The sequence below is a fragment of the Rhodococcus sp. NPDC003348 genome, from assembly GCF_053589375.1.
Map to the genome: position 1 here is coordinate 107579 of NZ_JBSFRT010000004.1, position 16977 is coordinate 124555.

The 16977-nt window shown below is 69.6% G+C and carries 15 protein-coding genes; 14 read left to right on the top strand and 1 reads right to left on the bottom strand.

Features of this window, described 5'->3' with window-relative positions; genetic code table 11:
* The first annotated feature begins 522 nt into the window (after positions 1-522).
* The 3 genes from eat to eutC are packed head-to-tail and all read left to right on the top strand — an operon-like array spanning position 523 to position 4194.
* The gene (gene eat, locus ACWDU4_RS04005; protein WP_450112556.1) at positions 523-1998 is read left to right on the top strand and encodes an ethanolamine permease; all 1476 of its coding nucleotides are present in this window, start codon (positions 523-525) and stop codon (positions 1996-1998) included.
* Entirely contained in the window at positions 1995-3407 is a 1413-nt protein-coding gene (locus ACWDU4_RS04010; protein ID WP_450112557.1) for an ethanolamine ammonia-lyase subunit EutB, read from the top strand. The genes eat and ACWDU4_RS04010 overlap by 4 nt, the downstream gene beginning before the upstream one ends.
* A gap of 1 nt (position 3408) precedes the next feature.
* Entirely contained in the window at positions 3409-4194 is a 786-nt protein-coding gene (gene eutC, locus ACWDU4_RS04015; protein WP_450112558.1) for an ethanolamine ammonia-lyase subunit EutC, read from the top strand.
* Between the two features lie 7 nt (positions 4195-4201).
* Here the strand turns inward: eutC and ACWDU4_RS04020 are convergent, their stop codons facing one another.
* The gene (locus ACWDU4_RS04020) at positions 4202-5044 is read right to left on the bottom strand and encodes a glucose 1-dehydrogenase (protein WP_450112559.1); all 843 of its coding nucleotides are present in this window, start codon (positions 5042-5044) and stop codon (positions 4202-4204) included.
* 133 nt (positions 5045-5177) lie between these two features.
* Between ACWDU4_RS04020 and ACWDU4_RS04025 the strand changes: the two genes are divergently transcribed.
* From ACWDU4_RS04025 to ACWDU4_RS04075, 11 genes are all read left to right on the top strand, one after another.
* Positions 5178-5987 (top strand): enoyl-CoA hydratase/isomerase family protein, encoded by an 810-nt coding sequence (locus ACWDU4_RS04025; RefSeq protein ID WP_450112560.1) that lies wholly within the window; start codon positions 5178-5180, stop codon positions 5985-5987.
* 66 nt (positions 5988-6053) lie between these two features.
* A complete protein-coding gene (locus tag ACWDU4_RS04030) occupies positions 6054-7091 on the top strand; it encodes an LLM class F420-dependent oxidoreductase (RefSeq protein WP_450112561.1) in 1038 nt (345 codons plus the stop codon).
* 135 nt (positions 7092-7226) lie between these two features.
* Positions 7227-8495: an aromatic ring-hydroxylating oxygenase subunit alpha gene (locus ACWDU4_RS04035; RefSeq protein WP_450112562.1), complete on the top strand. Its 1269-nt coding sequence runs from the start codon at positions 7227-7229 to the stop codon at positions 8493-8495.
* Positions 8492-9442: a hypothetical protein gene (locus ACWDU4_RS04040; protein WP_450112563.1), complete on the top strand. Its 951-nt coding sequence runs from the start codon at positions 8492-8494 to the stop codon at positions 9440-9442. The genes ACWDU4_RS04035 and ACWDU4_RS04040 overlap by 4 nt, the downstream gene beginning before the upstream one ends.
* A 23-nt stretch (positions 9443-9465) precedes the next feature.
* Positions 9466-10998: a class I adenylate-forming enzyme family protein gene (locus tag ACWDU4_RS04045; protein ID WP_450112564.1), complete on the top strand. Its 1533-nt coding sequence runs from the start codon at positions 9466-9468 to the stop codon at positions 10996-10998.
* A gap of 95 nt (positions 10999-11093) precedes the next feature.
* The gene (locus tag ACWDU4_RS04050) at positions 11094-11696 is read left to right on the top strand and encodes a TetR/AcrR family transcriptional regulator (RefSeq protein ID WP_450112565.1); all 603 of its coding nucleotides are present in this window, start codon (positions 11094-11096) and stop codon (positions 11694-11696) included.
* Positions 11697-11859: 163 nt separating this feature from the next.
* On the top strand, positions 11860-13356 hold the full coding sequence (locus tag ACWDU4_RS04055) for an acetyl-CoA acetyltransferase (protein ID WP_450112566.1): 1497 nt from the start codon (positions 11860-11862) through the stop codon (positions 13354-13356).
* Between the two features lie 129 nt (positions 13357-13485).
* Positions 13486-13800: a hypothetical protein gene (locus tag ACWDU4_RS04060; RefSeq protein WP_450112567.1), complete on the top strand. Its 315-nt coding sequence runs from the start codon at positions 13486-13488 to the stop codon at positions 13798-13800.
* On the top strand, positions 13797-14237 hold the full coding sequence (locus ACWDU4_RS04065; RefSeq protein WP_450112568.1) for a Zn-ribbon domain-containing OB-fold protein: 441 nt from the start codon (positions 13797-13799) through the stop codon (positions 14235-14237). The genes ACWDU4_RS04060 and ACWDU4_RS04065 overlap by 4 nt, the downstream gene beginning before the upstream one ends.
* Entirely contained in the window at positions 14234-15442 is a 1209-nt protein-coding gene (locus ACWDU4_RS04070; RefSeq protein ID WP_450112569.1) for a thiolase C-terminal domain-containing protein, read from the top strand. The genes ACWDU4_RS04065 and ACWDU4_RS04070 overlap by 4 nt, the downstream gene beginning before the upstream one ends.
* Positions 15443-15514: 72 nt before the next feature.
* A complete protein-coding gene (locus ACWDU4_RS04075; RefSeq protein WP_450112570.1) occupies positions 15515-16960 on the top strand; it encodes an aldehyde dehydrogenase in 1446 nt (481 codons plus the stop codon).
* The last annotated feature ends 17 nt before the right edge of the window (positions 16961-16977 follow it).

Here is a 16977-nt window from a genome sequence, read left to right on the forward strand (position 1 = left end):
TGGTGCTCGCGCGCAAGCAGTTGCCCGATCAGGGCCGCGACAACGGTCCGTTCCATATCCGGCGACGACTCGTCGAGATGGGGTCGAACGGTTCCGTCGGAGTCGACGATCTACCGGATCGACATTCCTGGTCTCGACGTTCAGTTGGCACGCGGCGTTCATCTTCACCGGAATCCTCTCCGTGGCGTACCAGCGGTCTGGTGGCTCCTGTACGGCCTCCGGCGCGAGCATGATCGTCGACCCCATGGGTGTGGTGCTCGCGGGCCTGGGGGAGCGTGAAGGGGTGGTCGTCGCGCGTGCGTCCGGTTCCCCGACCGCCCCGGACCGGCAGCCTCGGCTCGCAACGTAGTTGCAACGCTCCTCGTCTTAGTGTTCTACATCACATCAGGCCGGTGGTCACGGCACCACATCCGCACACGGCGCAGGAGTTCGAACAATGACCGAGTACCTCCCTCCGGGTCAGCCCGGCACGCCACGCCCTCGGGCAAGGGCGGCCACCCTCACGACGGTGGGGGGTGGACAGTGTCGGTGGTAGAACATCCGCAGGGCTCCGGCTCCGCCGTGCACCCGAACGGCTCCGCCGAGCACCACGACGGAGCCGACTTTCACGACGAGGACCGCAGGTATCTCGAAAAGAGAACTCTGCGTAAGGGTTCCGCGGGTTGGCTGCTGCTCGCCGGCCTGGGCGTCAGCTACGTCATCTCCGGCGACTATGCCGGTTGGAACAACGGCCTCGCCGAGGGGGGCTTCGGCGGTCTGCTCATCGCCGCCGTCGTCATCGCGGGCATGTACCTCGCCATGGTCCTCGGGATGGCCGAACTGTCCTCTGCGCTGCCCGCTGCCGGTGGCGGCTACACGTTCGCCCGCCGGGCGCTCGGACCGTGGGGCGGATTCGCAACCGGCACAGCAATTCTCATTGAGTATTCGATCGCTCCGGCAGCCATCGCGACCTTCATCGGCGGATACGTCGAATCGCTGAACCTGTTCGGGATCACCGACGGCTGGTGGGTGTACCTCGCGGTCTACGCCATCTTCATCGGCATCCACCTGACCGGCGCCGGGGAAGCGCTCAAGGCCATGTTCGTGATCACTGCGATCGCACTGGTCGGGCTGATCGTGTTCGCCATCTCGGCGGTCGGCTTGTTCGACTCGGGCAACCTCACCGACATCGCGCCGACCGACGCCGTCGGGGCGTCGAGTTTCCTGCCGTTCGGTCTGTTCGGCATTTGGGCCGCGGTCCCGTTCGCGATCTGGTTCTTCCTGGCCGTCGAGGGTGTCCCGCTCGCCGCAGAGGAGGCGCGGGAGCCCGAGAAGAACGTGCCGCGTGGAATCATCATCAGCATGCTCGTCCTGCTGGTGACCGGGGCGACGGTACTGTTCCTGGCCACCGGGGCGCTGGGCGCCGAGGCCCTGTCGAACTCGGGCAACCCGCTCGTCGAGGCACTCGGGGACGGTGCGGCCGCCAAGGTGGTCAACTACATCGGCCTGGCCGGGCTCGTCGCGAGCTTCTTCTCGATCATGTACGCCTACTCCCGGCAGACCTTCGCCTTGTCACGGGCCGGGTACCTGCCGAAGAACCTGTCGGTGACCAATTCCCGGAAGGCGCCGGTGCTCGCACTCATCGTGCCGGGCGCGGTCGGTTTCATCCTCTCGCTCACCGGAGAGGGCGCGATGCTGCTGAACATGGCGGTGTTCGGCGCGGCCGTCAGTTATGTCCTGATGATGGTGAGCCACATCGTCCTGCGGCGTCGAGAGCCCGGAATGCGGCGCCCGTATCGCACGCCCGGTGGCGTCGCCACCACGTCGTTCGCGCTCGTGATCGCCGCCGTGGCCGTTGTCGCTACCTTCTTGGTCGACCCCGTCGCCGCGCTGTGGACCCTTGTCGCGTTCGCCGGTTTCATGGCGTACTTCGGGCTCTACAGTCGCCACCGTCTCGTTGCCAACTCGCCGGACGAGGAGTTCGCTGCTCTCGCGCGGGCGGAGGAAGACCTGGAATGACGATCTACACGCAGCAGGTGGCCGGCGTCGGCCACACCTTCGAGGGCCTCGTCGACCTGATGGCGAAGGCGACGCCGCTGCGCAGCGGCGACGAGTTGGCCGGCTGTGCGGCTACCTCGGACGCCGAGCGGGCGGCCGCGCAGTGGGCGCTCGCGGACGTCCCGCTCGGCACGTTCCTCGAGGACCTCCTCGTCCCGTACGAGGACGACGAGGTGACGCGGCTGATCATCGACACCCACGACAAGATGGCGTTCGGGGAGGTTGCCCACCTGACGGTCGGCGGGTTGCGGGACTGGTTGCTGGCGACAGCGGCGGCGCCGAACGCGGCCGAGACGTTGGCGCGGGTCGCGCCGGGGCTGACGCCGGAGATGGTCGCGGCGGTCAGCAAGATCATGCGTAATCAGGACCTGATCGCCGTCGCTCGGGCCGCGGAGGTGACGGCGGCGTTCCGGACGACGCTCGGGGTGCCGGGCCGGCTGGCCACGCGCCTGCAGCCGAACCATCCGACAGACGACCCGAGGGGCATCGCGGCGGCGACGCTCGACGGGTTGCTGCTCGGCTGCGGTGACGCCGTGATCGGGATCAACCCTGCGACGGACTCGCCGCATGCCACCGCGGACCTGCTGCACCTGCTCGACGAGATCCGGCAGCGCTTCGACATCCCGGCGCAGTCGTGTGTGCTCTCGCACGTGACGACGACGATGGGTCTGATCGAGGAGGGTGTGCCGGTCGATCTGGTGTTCCAGTCGATCGCCGGCACGCAGGGCGCCAATTCGTCTTTCGGTGTGGATATCTCGCTGCTGCGGGAGGCGAATGCGGCGGGACGGTCCCTGCGCCGCGGCACGGTCGGGGACAACGTGATGTACCTGGAGACCGGGCAGGGGTCCGCGCTGAGCGCAGGTGCGCACTTCGGGACCGGGGGCCGTCCCGTCGACCAGCAGACCCTCGAGACCCGCACCTACGCCGTCGCCCGCGACCTCGAACCGCTGCTGGTCAACACCGTCGTCGGGTTCATCGGTCCCGAGTACCTCTACGACGGCAAGCAGATCATCCGCGCCGGACTCGAGGACCACTTCTGCGGCAAGCTCCTGGGGCTGCCGATGGGCGTCGACGTCTGCTACACGAACCACGCCGAGGCCGACCAGGACGACATGGACACGTTGCTGACGCTGCTCGGCGTGGCCGGGGCCGCGTTCGTGATTGCGGTGCCCGGCGCGGACGACGTGATGCTCGGCTACCAGAGCCTCTCGTTCCACGACGCCCTCTACGCCCGGCAGGTGCTGGGTCTGCGGCCGGCGCCCGAGTTCGAGAACTGGTTACGGCGCCTCGGCCTGATGGACGAGGGGGGCCGGGTGCTGCCGGTGGACGCATCGACCTCGCCGTTGCGCGCGTTGACGGGGGTGAAGTGACGTGGACGATCCGGCACTGCAGAGCTTCTGGGACGAGCTGCGTACCACGACGCAGGCGCGGATCGGGCTGGGTCGCTCCGGTGACGCGCTGCCGACGGCGCGGGTGCTCGAGTTCCGTGCCGCGCATGCCGCCGCGCGCGACGCCGTGCACCAACCGCTCGACACCGGGCCGCTCGTCGACCGGGTCGAGGCCGTCGGGCTGGGGCGGCCCGTGGTCGTCACCAGCCGGGCGGCGGAGCGGAGCGAGTACCTCCGCCGACCGGATCTGGGACGGACGCCTGCGGACCTGGCCGCGGTCGAGTCGACCACCGCGGACATCGGAGTCGTTCTCGCCGACGGATTGTCGCCGCGGGCGATCGCCGATCACGCGGTGCCCCTCCTGTCGGCACTCGTCGCCGAGTTCGACGGACGCTTTACCGTCGCGCCGCCGGTGATCGCGACGCAGGCGCGGGTGGCACTCGGCGACCACATCGGTGCGGCGCTGGGGGTGCGGACGGTACTGGTGCTGATCGGGGAGCGTCCCGGACTGTCGGTCGCGGACAGCGTGGGGGTCTACCTCACGCACCGTCCGACGCCCGGGCGCACGGACGCCGACCGCAACTGTGTCTCCAACATCCACCCACCCGAGGGGCTGGACTACGCAGTCGCCGCTCGGGTGGTCGCCGGCCTGGTTGTCGGGGCACGCCGACTGGGCCGGTCCGGCGTGGACCTCAAGGACACCTCACGCGCCGACGCACTCGACGGCGCCGGCCCGAGTATCGGTGTCATCGATTCGGCGGCAACGTGATGCGACGTCACACGATGTCGGTGACACTGCGCGCGGACACGGCGTCGGCCTCGGCACGGTAGTTGCCCGGCCACGCCTTGCCGAGTGTGAGGCCGCCGTCGACGACGATGTTCTGCCCGGTCACGAACGACGCGTCGTCCGAGACCAGGTAGGCGATCGCGCCGGCGATGTCCGCGCCCTCGCCGGCGCGGGGGATGGGCTGGAACGTCGCCAGTCCCTTGCGCACGCCGGCGACACTGGCGTCGAGTGCGTCTCCGTCCAGGCCGGCACCGTGGCCGACGATGCGGGTGGCGACCCCGCCGGGGGTGACGGCGTTGACGCGGACATGGAACTCTGCCAGTTCCCTGGCAGCACTGCGGGTCATCTGCAAAACGGCAGCCTTTGCGGCGCCGTAGGGGTGCGGGCCGAAGCCGGTGCGCACCCCGGCCACCGACGACACGTTGACGACGGCGCCGAAGCCCTGCTCGCGCATCACCCGGGCGGCGTGCTTGGTGCCCAGGAAGGCGCTGCGCGCGAGCACCGCGAACGAGGCGTCCCACTCGTCGACGGTGGTGTCCTCGAGGTAGGTCCACGCGCCGACCCGTCCGGCGTTGTTCACCATCGCGTCCAGCCGGCCGAAGCGCTCGGTCGCGGCCTCGACCGCTGCCGCGATGTGGTCCTCGCGTGTCACGTCGGTGTGCAAGTAGACGCCGTGCTCGCCGAGGGCGGCCGCGACCGCCTCGCCGCGTGCGTCGTCGATGTCGGTCACCACCACCCGGGCGCCCCGCTCCGCCAGAAGGGCGCAGGTCGCGGCGCCGATGCCGCTCGCGCCTCCCGTCACCACCGCGACCTTGCCGTGCAGTTCCGCCATGTCTCGAACCTCTTCCCTGCTGTCCGTGAGAAACACGCATCTTGAGGTATTAACCTAAAGCCATTAGCTTGATATGTCGACGGTCACAGTGCGAAGTCGAGGCCGTCGCAACCGAACGAGGGGAAGGCCCCGCATGTCCGAACTGATCCTGACCGAGCGGCCGCGGCCGGGCGTTCTGCTGATCCGCCTCAACCGCGCGGACGCGCTGAACGCGATGAATGCTCAACTCGTCGAGGAACTGCACGCCGTGCTGGCCGACGTCCGCCACGACTCGGAGACCCGCGCGATCGTGCTGACCGGGAACGGGCGGGCCTTCTGCGCGGGGATCGACCTGCGCGGCTACGGCACCCCGCCCGGCGCGAGCGAGGGCGAGGGACGGGCGCAGGCCGGGATGCGGGTGCAGCAGCACATCGCGTCACTGGTCGAGGCGTTCCGCGGTGCGCGGCCGCCCGTGGTGGCCGCGATCAACGGCGCCGCCGCCGGCGGCGGAATGGCGTTGGCGCTGATGGCCGACGTCCGGATCATGGCCGACACCGCGGCGCTGCACGCTTCCTTCATCAACCGCGGGCAGTCCAGCTGCGACATCGGCGTCAGCTGGCTGCTGCCCCGGATGATCGGATTCTCCAGGGCGGCAGAGATTCTCCTCACCGGTCGGCCCGTCGACGCCACCGAGTGCGAACGCGTCGGCATCGTGTCGTCCGTGCATCCCGCGGAGCGGTTGCTCGACACAGCGCTCGACACCGCAGAGAACATCGCGCGCAACAGCCCGTTCGGGGTGTGGATGACCAAGGAGGTGATGTGGTCCAACCTCGAGGTCCCGAGCCTGCGCGCCGCGATCGACCTGGAGAACCGGACCCAGATCCTCGCCGCCATGACCAAGGACCACCGCGAGGCCGTGTACTCGTTCCTCGAGAAGCGTCCGCCTGTTTATCGGAATGCGTGACAGTTCTAACAGAACCACCTACGGGACAACAGCTTTGAACAGACGAGACGAAGGGGTGGTACCGAAGTGAAGGTCGGAGTCATGGCCGGGTACTGGGGCTCGGGACCGCCGCGGCGGATGGAACAGACCGTTGCGGAGGCCGAGGCCCTCGGCGTCGACAGCTTCTGGACGGCCGAGTCGTACGGGTCCGACGCGTTGACCCCGCTCGCCTGGTGGGGCGCCCGCACCTCGACGATCGCGCTCGGCACCTCGGTGTGCCAGATGTCGGCGCGCACCCCCACCGCGCTGGCGATGGCGGCGCAGACCCTCGACCACCTCAGCGGCGGTCGCGTGATTCTCGGCATCGGCGCGTCCGGTCCGCAGGTGGTCGAGGGGTGGTACGGACAGCCGTACCCGCGACCACTCGAGCGGACCCGCGAGTACATCGCGATCATGCGGGCGGTGTGGGCCCGGGACGAGCCGGTGACCTTCGAGGGCAGGCACTACCAGCTGCCGTACCAGGGCGGCACCGGCCTGGGGAAGCCGCTGAAGTCGATCGTGCACCCGCTGCGCCGCGAGATCCCGGTCTACATGGGCGCGGAGGGACCGAAGAACGTGGCCCTCGCCGCCGAGATCGCAGACGGATGGACGCCGCTCTGGTTCTCCCCGAAGACCGACGACTTCTACCGCGCTGCCCTCGCCGAGGGTTTCGCCCGCGAGGGTGCCCGCCGCACCGCGGACGACTTCGAGGTGGCCAACGTGTGCTGGCTGGTCGAGGACGACGACGTCGAGCGGGCGGCCTCCCGGCTCAAGCCGGTCGTGGCGCTGTACGCGGGCGGCATGGGCGCCAAGGACGCGAACTTCCACAACGACGTGTTCGTGCGGATGGGCTGGGGTGACGCGTGCGCCGAGATCCAGGAGCTGTACCTCAGCGGCAGAGCGGATCTGGCCGCGCAGGCGGTGCCGACGGCGATGGTCGAGGACGTCGCCCTCGTCGGTCCCGCGGACAAGATCTGCGAGGACATCGAGAGGCGTTGGAAGAAGACCTGTCTGACCACCCTGATCCTCGGGGGATGGCCACGTCCGGGGAGTAGGGAGCGGATTCTCGACGCCATTCGCTCCTGACCGCAGTTCCGCGCCGGCGTCGTTCCATCCCGTGGCCCGCGCACCGAGATTCGTGATCTCGGTGCGCGGGCTTTGTCGTTCCACCAGAAGCCCTTCCGCTGTTGACTTCAAATACTAATGGCTCTAGTTTATTGCATGACGCAGGTCACAGTCGAGCGTTTCGGTGCGGGCGACCTGCGGTGTCATCGGTTTCGCGCGGAAAGTGAGGTCGACGTGACAGTCGACGTGGACATCAAGAGCATTCGCGATCACGCCCTTCGGGACCTGCTGGGCCATCTCGCCGGCTCCGTCACCGATCAGTGGGAGCGGATCGAACCGTTCGACGCGGGCGACTACCGCGACCCGATGCGAGCGGAGCTGGAGCGGGACAGGATCTTCGGCGAGGTCCCGTTCATCGTTGCGCACTCGTCGGAGCTGGCAGCCCGGCACGACTTCGTGTCGGTCGAGTTGCCGCGCAACAACGTTGTGGTGGTGCGGCAGAAGGACGGCACGGTGAAGGCGTTCGTCAACGCATGCCGCCACCGGGGAGCGCAACTGGTCACCGAGGAGTCCGGCAAGTGCCGCCTCTTCTCCTGTCCGTACCACCGTTGGTCCTACGATCCGGACGGTCAGCTGCGGACGGTCACGCTGGACGCGACGTTCGGCGAGTTCGACCGATCGAAGTACGGGTTGGTGGAACTCCCGGTGGAGGAACGCCACGGCTTCGTCTGGGTGATCGACAATCCGGCGCGCCGGATCGACGTCGCCTCCTGGCTCGGTCCCGAGGTCGACACGATCATGGCCGACTACCGCCTCGGCGACCTGGTCAGCGTCGATCCACACACCTATCGCCGCCCCGTCAACTGGAAGATCATGCAGGACGGCTTCCTCGACAACTACCACGTCAAGTATGCGCACCCGAACACCGCTGGAAAGATGTTGCACACCAACGCCGTCACACTCCGCGACTTCGGCAGCTCGTTCTGGTTCCTCACGGCGCGTAAGAGCATCGACCAGTTCATCGGGACCGAGGTCGAATGGGACGAGTCGATGGAGGGCCACACCATCGAGAGTTGCTTCCTCGCGCCGAACGCGATGTTGCTCAAGCACGCCACGCATTTCGAGTTGCTGACGTTCCGTCCGGTCGGCGCCGACCCGAACGAGTCGATCATGCAGATGCGGATCATGGCACCGACGGTCGAGGCGAGCGGGCTGACCGAGGAGCACTGGTCGAAGCGGTGGGCCAAGAACTGGAACATCCTGATCTCCATCCTCCACGACGAGGACTTTCCGATTCTCGACAGCTCCCAGCGCTCCATGAACAGCCTTGACGCCGGCGAGATGTTGTTGGGTCGCAACGAGATAGCGAGCCATCTGTTCCGCCGGCGCATCGACGAGCTGATCCGCTGCGAGCCGCGGTCGTGATCGCCGATCACACGGAACCTCCCCCGGCGCCTCCCGACATCGAGATCCGCTGGCAACGGGGCCTTCCCACGGGGGAGCCCGCGGCACTGCGGTCCGCGGCGATCGCCGCCGACGACGAGATGGGGTACTCGGCCGCGCTGGCGGGAGAGGTCTGGCGGTCCGACTCGGCCGCGACCGCTTCGGTCTACACACACCTGCGCCGCCACGACATCCCGGCGGCGCCCCGCGGGCATCTGGCCGCGGTGCTGACGGTTGCGCCGCTGGGCGACGGCGTCGGTGCCGCCGATCTCCTCGTCGCACCGGCCTTCCGCTCGATGGGCGTGGCGACATCGGTGGTCGAGTCGCTCCTCCGAGACGCCGCGACCGCAGCGCCGTTCGAGCGGGTGCTGCTGTGCGCGTACGGCTCCCATCCGGCGACGTCGCGAATTGCCGCACGGTTCGGCGTGATGCCCGCGGGCAGCCGGACCCACCTGATCCTTCCCTCTCGGTCGGACTTGGACGCGTCGCGAGCGGTCGGGATGCCGCGGCCCGGGGCCGTGAGAACACGCCTCGTGCGGCAGGGGGCCCGCCCCACGCCGGACGAGTGGTCGGTCTTCGGCGAACCGGTCCGCGATCGAATCCGGATCGAGGTCGCGGGCGCCGACGACCAGGCGATCGGATATGCCGACGTGAGCCGCACCGGCGAGATCGGTGCCGTTCACGACGTGCGCGGTCCTGACGGTGATCCGGCCGCCTTCGACACCGCCGTACAGGTCGTGTGCCAGGCGGTTCGGTATCTCGCGGACGGCGGCGCCGCCGCCGTGCACACCAGCGTGCGCTCCGCGTCAGGTGCGGAGTTCGACGCCTTCCGGGCGGCCGCCTTCCAGCGGGACCGCACCGACTTGCTCTTCAGCGGCGCACCGCAGGCGATGCGCCGCCGACTCCGTGCACACGACGTGCCGGAGTGACAGACCGAACGAAAGGCACAGAAGTGGAATCGAACATCCTTCGCCCGCTTGCCGCATGGACGTCCCGGATGCCCGACGAACCGGCGGTCGAGTGCGAGGGCCAGGTGCTGACGTGGCGGGAACTCGATCGCCGTGCCGGCACCGCCGCCGCCCGCCTGATCGGACAGGGGATCGGCGCGGGCGACCGCGTTGCCGTCGTTGGCCGTCCCTCGCTGACCTGGGCCGCCGCCGCGATCGGAATCCTCCGCGTCGGCGCGGTCGTGTGCCCGCTCAACGAGCGGAACAGTGCGACCGAACTCGGGGAGGCGCTCGCTCGCCTCGAGGTGGCCGCGATCGTCACCTCGGCCGCGTGCCGCGCGAACCTGGAAGCCGCCGCACCGGCGACCACCGTCCTGGACCTCGAGGACGTGGCCGCCGACGGCGGCCCGCAGGCACCCCCCATCGGGACCGCGCGGGAGACCGACGCCGTCTGCATCCTGTCGACCTCGGGGTCGACGGGGCTGCCGAAGGGAGTCGTCTACACCCATCGCACGCTCTCCGCAGCCTTCTTCGAGTGGTGCCTGCAGGAGCCGGGCTTCCTGCGCGCTCGATCACTGAACGTCAGCTCGATGTCGTTCGCGGCCGGCCTGCTCAACGGTTTCCTCGGGCCACTCGTGCTCGGGGGAAGTGTGGTGTTCCTCCCGGAGTGGGAGCCGCGCGCAGCGCTCGCACTCATCCGGGACAAGAAGATCAATCAACTGGGTGCGACGACCATCTTCTACGAACAGATGGCGGCGGTCCCGGAGTTCGCCGAGGCGGACCTCTCGTCGTTGACCGTCGCGTTCACCGGGGGAAACCCCGTCACGGCCAACCTCATCCGTTCGTGGTCCGACAAGGGTGTCGGTCTTCGGCAGGTGTACGGGATGACCGAGTCGCAGTCGAACGTCTCGGTCCCGAGCGTTCAGGCGTCGATGGACAACCCGGATTGCGTGGGCAGGGGCGGTGTCACCAGCGAGATTCGGGTCGTCGCGCCCGACGGCACGCCCTGCCCGACCGGGGAGCGGGGCGAGGTCGTGATCTCGGGGCCCGGTCTCGCGGCGGGCTACTGGAACGATCCCGCGTTGACGTCGGAGTACTTCACGCCCGACGGGTTCCACACCGGTGACGTCGGACAGTGGGAGCCGGACGGGTCGCTGCGCATCGTCGGGCGGACGAAGGACGTCATCATCTCGGGCGGGATCAACATCTACGCCGCGGAACTCGAGCGCGCGATCATGGAGCTTCCCGGCGTGCTCGAGGTGGCGGTCATCGGCGTGCCCGATGTCGAGTTCGGGGAATCGCCCGCCGTGCTGATCCGGGGAACGGATCACGTCGGTCCCGAGGCGGTGGTCGAGCACTGCCGGATGCGCCTCGCACGCTACAAGTCGCCTCGATACGTTGAAATGCTGGCGGAGCCGCTGCCCCGGACCGCCGGGATGAAGGTGGACAAGGCCGCGCTTCGTCGGCAGTTCGGCAGTCTGCCGGACTGGGGTACCCGGCTCGGTGGAACGGTCCCACGCCCCGCAGTGGGCGAGTGACCGCGGCCGCCGGGCGGCGGCGGTGCCGGTGGCCCGTCCAACTAGGGTTTTCCTGACCGGCGCGCCGCGGCGGGATGGGCACCGGGGAGGCACCGATGGGCAGAAGGCCACTGATCCAGCGGGACGCAGTGGTCCGCACGGCGATCGAGATCGTGGATGCCGAAGGCCCGGGGGCACTCAGTGTGGAGAAGATCGCGTCCAGGATGGGGGTGCGCGGCCCGTCCCTGTACAACCACTTCGCGGACAAGGCGGAGATACTCGCCGAGACGGCCCGCGCGATCATCCTGGACACGCCGCGTCTGCCCGATCCGGTCGATCCGGGGGAGGGACGATGGAAGGACTGGCTGATCGAGTCGTCGGTCCGGTTCCGGGCGACGCTGCTCGCTCATTCCCGGGCAGTGCCCCTCGTTGTCGAGTACTTCCCCCGTGCCCTCCTGGAGACGCTGTACGCGCAGCACTGCAAGGTCCTCGACGCGGGCGGAGTTCCGATCGACCGACAGATGTTCGTTCTGGAATCGGTGCACCGCATGACGGTGGGGTCGGCGATGTGCGTGGCGACGGGACGTCCGGCGATGGCTCCGTTCCTGGAGCCCGCACGGTTCGACCCTCGGCTGAACGATGCGCTCGAGTCGGGTGGCTGGTCCGACGAGCGCCTGTTCGTCGAGATGCTCAGGGTGTTCCTCGACAACGTCGGGTGACCGCAGCACCGGGCTGCGTCCGGTCGGCGTTCACGACCGCTGATCCGAGCGAACGCGCGGGGGCTCTCGACAACCACCACGGCCCACCTTAACCTAAAGGCATTAGCTACTGGGTCGATCGCTCCGGCGACGTCCCGACGAAGAGATCCTGGATGGTGCCCCTGTGTCTGCCCACTCTGCCTCGCTCGACCCGCGAACCCCTGTCCTCGTCGGTGGTGGTCAGATCAACGACCGGGACGGCGGCCGCGAGCCGGTGGACCTGATCGCCGGCGCCGCCCGCCGGGCCGCCGACGAGGCGGGCAGCGCACGGCTGCTCGAACTCGTCGACTCCGTCCGGATCGTCGGCCTGCTGTCGTGGAAGTACCGCGACCCCGGCGCGCTCGTAGGTGAACAGATCGGGGCCGCGCCGCGACACACGGCCTACACCGGCAGTGGCGGCAGTACACCGCAGGTGCTCGTGAATGCCGCGTCCGAGGACATCGCGGCCGGCCGGTCCGACGTCGTGCTGATCGGCGGGGCCGAGTCGTGGCGCACCCGGATGAAGCTGCGCGGTCAGGGAATTCGTCCCGACTGGACGGTGCAGGACGAGTCGGTGCCGAAGGCGCCGCTGGTCGTGGACGAGGTGCCGATGCAGTCGGCCACCGAGATGCGCGCCGGACTGGACCGCCCCGCGTACATCTACCCGCTGTTCGAGCAGGCGCTCCGCATCACCGCCGGCCGATCCGTGGCCGAGCACCGGGATGCGATCGGCGCCCTGTGGTCCGGGTTCAGCAAGGTCGCCGCGACCAACCCGCACGCCTGGACGCAGCGCGAGTACACCGCGGACGAGATCGTCACCCCCTCGGCGGACAACCGCTGGATCGTGTCGCCGTACACCAAGCTGCTGAACTCGAACAACATGGTGGAGCAGGGCGCCGCACTGCTGCTCTGCTCGGTGGAGGTCGCGACCCGGCTCGGGATCCCGCGCGAGAACTGGGTGTTCCCGCAGTCCGGCACCGAGTCGCACGACACCTACGACATCGCCGAGCGCGGCGCGCTGGACCGCTCGCCGGCGATCCGCATCGCCGGTGCCCGGGCGCTGGAACTCGCCGGCATCGGGGTGGACGACGTCGCGCACGTCGACGTGTACTCCTGCTTCCCGTCCGCGGTCCAGGTCGCGGCGCGGGAACTGGGGCTGCCGCTGGATGATCCGGGGCGACCCCTGACCCTCACCGGTGGGCTCACCTTCGCCGGCGGGCCGTGGAACAACTACAGCACCCACGCGATCGCCACCCTGGCCACCCGGCTGCGGGAGTCGCCGGGCAGCTACGGGCTGGTGACCGCGAACAGCGGGTACCTCACCAAACACGCCTTCGGGGTGTATCGGACCGAACCGCCCGCCGCCGGGTTCCGTCGCGAGGACGTGCAGGCGGCGGTGGACCGCGAGCCGACGACGAAGGCGCATCCCACGTACGAGGGCCCGGCGACGGCCGAATCGTGGGCGGTGCTGCACGACCGGTCGGGTGCGCCGGAGCGCGGCTTCCTCGCGGCTCGCACCCCGGACGGGGGCCGCACGCTCGCGTCCACGACGGAGCCCGCGGCGCTGGAACGTCTGCTTGCCGACGAGGAGGCGGGGGCGGGTGTCGTCGTCGCCGAGGACGGTGGGTTCGGGTTCGCCTGAGCCCGGCCGGCGTCTCGGATGTGCCCGCCACCGTTGACGGGCCAATACCTAAAGGCATAAGGTAAAACGCATACCCGGCGCGCTGCGCCGAGCCGGCGCCGACGGCGCCCGTGGATCAAGGAGAATCGAATGTCGGCAGAGGACTTTCGGACGCTGTACGAGCGTCACGTGGGCTACGTCGTGTCCGGGAACATGAAGGCGGCCATCGCCGACATGGTGCAGGAGAACATCCCCGCCGTCTTCGACGGAGTCTCCGTTCCGCGCGGCGCAGTCAACGCCTTCGAGATCAAGGACGTGCGCCTCGAGGGCGACCGGCAGATCGGTGAGACCGTCTACGACACCCCTGACGGCGTGATCGGGCTGCGGTCGATCTGGGAGCTGCGTGACGGGCAGTGGAAGGCCGCGGCGCTGGAGAACTTCGCGGTTCCCGGAGCCCCGGCATGAGCGGTGACATCGCAGTCGAATTCCCCTGGGGCCCGGCCGCGGACGGACTCGACCTGCCCTACTGGGACGGACTGCGCGAGGGCGAACTGCGACTGCAGCGCTGCGGCAACTGTGCCGAGTGGATCTGGGGTCCGCAGTGGATCTGCGGGCGCTGCCACACCTTCGACCCCGGCTGGGAGACGGTCGAGCCGGTCGGCACCGTCTACAGCTGGGCGCGCAGCCACTACCCGTTCATCACCGAGCTCGCGGACCGGGTTCCCTACGTCACGGTCCTGGTTGAACTTCCCGGCGCCGGAAACCGCAGGGTCCTGGGCATTCTCACGGGCGACGACACCGACGTCCGGATCGGCGACCCGGTGGTCGGACACATCGAACTGGACGAGGGCGCGACCTGGCCGTTGCTGCGGTGGCGTCGACGTGAAGGAGCACAGGCATGAGCGGGGCAGCAACACGCGGCTCGACCGCGATCGTGATGCGCGGAGCCGCGGCTGTCGTCGGCGTGTCCGAGCTGCACTACAAGCGTGGTGAGGCGCCGCACGGCGAGCTGCGGATGACGCTCGAGGCGATTGTCGCGGCCTGCGCCGACGCAGGCATCTCCCCACGCGAACTCGACGGCTTCGTCTCCTACGCGGGCGGCGGGTACGACGGCGCGACCATCGGCGGCGCCCTCGGCGTCGACGACGTGCGCTGGTCCAACATGATGTGGGGCGGGGGAGGCGGCACCGTCGCCGCCGCCGTCAACAACGCCGCCGTCGCCATCGCGGCGGGCCAGGCCGAGTGCGTGGTCGTGTACCGCTCGATGGCGCAGGAGGACACCGGACGCCTCGGGTACGCCAAGTACTTCTACGGACCGCACTATCTCGCGCACGGTGTCGGCTCGCCCGCCCAGGTGTGCGCGCTGCGCACCCAGCGGCTGCTCGAACACGACGGCGTGCCCCGCGAGGCGATGCGGGCGCTGGTTCTGGCCGCGTACCGGCACGCCCAGAACAACCCCACCGCTGCCGGTTACGGCCGGCCGCTCGACGAGGCGACCTACGACGCGTCCCGGATGATCACCGAACCGTTCCACCTGTTCGACTGCTCCCGGGAAAGCGACGGCGCGGTGGCGCTGGTGCTGGTCTCGGGCGAGCGCGCGAAGCGCATGCGGCCCGACGCCGCCTACGTGCTGGCCGGTGCGCAGGGCGCACCCGGCGGCTACTCGTCGATCATCGACAACGACGATCTGTACACGAGTGCGGGATTCGCCGGCCGCCCGGGCCGACCCGGGGTCGCGGAGAGGCTGTGGACCGCAGCGGGTCTCGGCCCCGACGACGTCGACGTGGTGCAGGTGTACGAGAACTTCAGCGGGCCCGCCGTGGCTGCGCTGATCGACCACGGGCTGGCCCCGACCGGTCCCGCCGCCGGCGAGGTGCTCACCGTGGACAACCTCACCGCGGGGATCGGCAAGCTGCCGGTCAACACCAGCGGCGGCAACATCGCCGACTCGTTCGTCAACGGCATGGGCCTGGCCGTCGAGGCCGTCCGGCAGATTCGCGGCACCTCGACCAATCCCGTTGCCGGAGCACGCACCTCACTGTTCATCGGCGGACCGATGGCGCCGCTGGTCAGCTCGACGCTGTTCGGCCACGAAGAAACCCTCTGACCGAGACATCTGCCCGGCTCGGGCGAGAAACCTGCCCGACCCGGGCGCGACCGCACTACCGGAGGATCCTCAATGGACACCACCCTGGACCGGCGCACGTTCTTCATCGACGGCGAGTGGGCCGCACCGCACTCGAACGCGACCTACGACGTGATCGAGGCCGCCACCGAGAAGGTGCTGGGCATCACCGCGCTGGCCGACAACTCGGACGTCGACGCGGCGGTGGCGGCCGCCCGCCGGGCGTTGACGCCCTGGCGCGCCCTGACGGCCGAGCAGCGCGCCGACCACCTCGACCGGTTCGCCGCGGCGCTCAAGAGCAGGGCGAAGCAGACTGCCGTGTTGAGCAGCCGCGAGAACGGCATGCCGATCTCGCTGTCGATCGGTGCCAACGGTTATGCCCCGGGCCTGATGGTCGGCTACTACGCGGACCTGATCCGCCGCGCGGAACGCGAGGACGTGCGCCCCAGCGCGTTCGGGGGACGCACGGTGGTCCGCCGGGATCCGGTCGGCGTGGTCGCGGCGATCACCCCGTGGAACTACCCGCAGTCGCTCGCGGCGATGAAGATTGCCCCCGCCCTCGCCGCCGGCTGCACCGTGGTGCTCAAGCCGGCACCCGAGACGGCGCTCGACGCCTTCGCCTTCGCCGACGCCGCCGTGGAGGCCGGGCTGCCCGCCGGCGTGCTGAACGTCGTGCCCGCCGGCCGGGAGGTCAGCGCGTACCTGGTCGAGCACCCGGGCGTCGACAAGGTCGCGTTCACCGGTTCGACTCCCGCGGGACGGGCCATCGGCGAGGTCTGTGGTCGGCTCCTGCGTCCGGTGACCCTGGAACTCGGCGGCAAGTCGGCCGCGATCGTCACGGCCGACGCCGACCTCGACGTGTTCACCGCGAACCTGCTCGAGGTCTCGCTGGTCAACAACGGGCAGACCTGCCACGCCAGCACCCGCATCCTCGCGCCACGCGGCCGGTACTCCGAGGTCGTCGACGCGGTGACCGAGACCGTGCGGGCGTTGCGGATCGGCGACCCGCTGGACAAGGCGACCCAGATCGGCCCCCTGGTCAGTGCCGCCCAGCGCGACCGGGTGCTCGGCTACATCGAGGCCGGCCGCGCGGACGGGTACCGCATCACCGCCGGTGGCGGAACGCCCGCCGACCAGTCCGTCGGGTGGTACGTCGAGCCGACCGTCTTCGAAGGCGTGGACAACGCGGCGCGGATCGCGCAGGAGGAGATCTTCGGCCCCGTCCTGACCGTCACCCCGTACGGCGACGAGGAGGAGGCGATCGCGATCGCCAACGACTCCGAGTACGGTCTCGGCGGCACGGTGTGGACCACCGACGAGGAGCACGGTCTGGCGATCGCGGACCGGATCCACAGCGGCACCGTCGGTGTGAACCACTACGCGCTGGACCTGGCGGCCCCGTTCGGCGGCGTCAAGGCGTCGGGCCTCGGCCGCGAACTGGGCCCGGAGGGCCTCGCCCCGTACTACAGCGCGAAGTCCGTCTATTTCGGCAGCCGCTGAACCACAGGCAATCACCG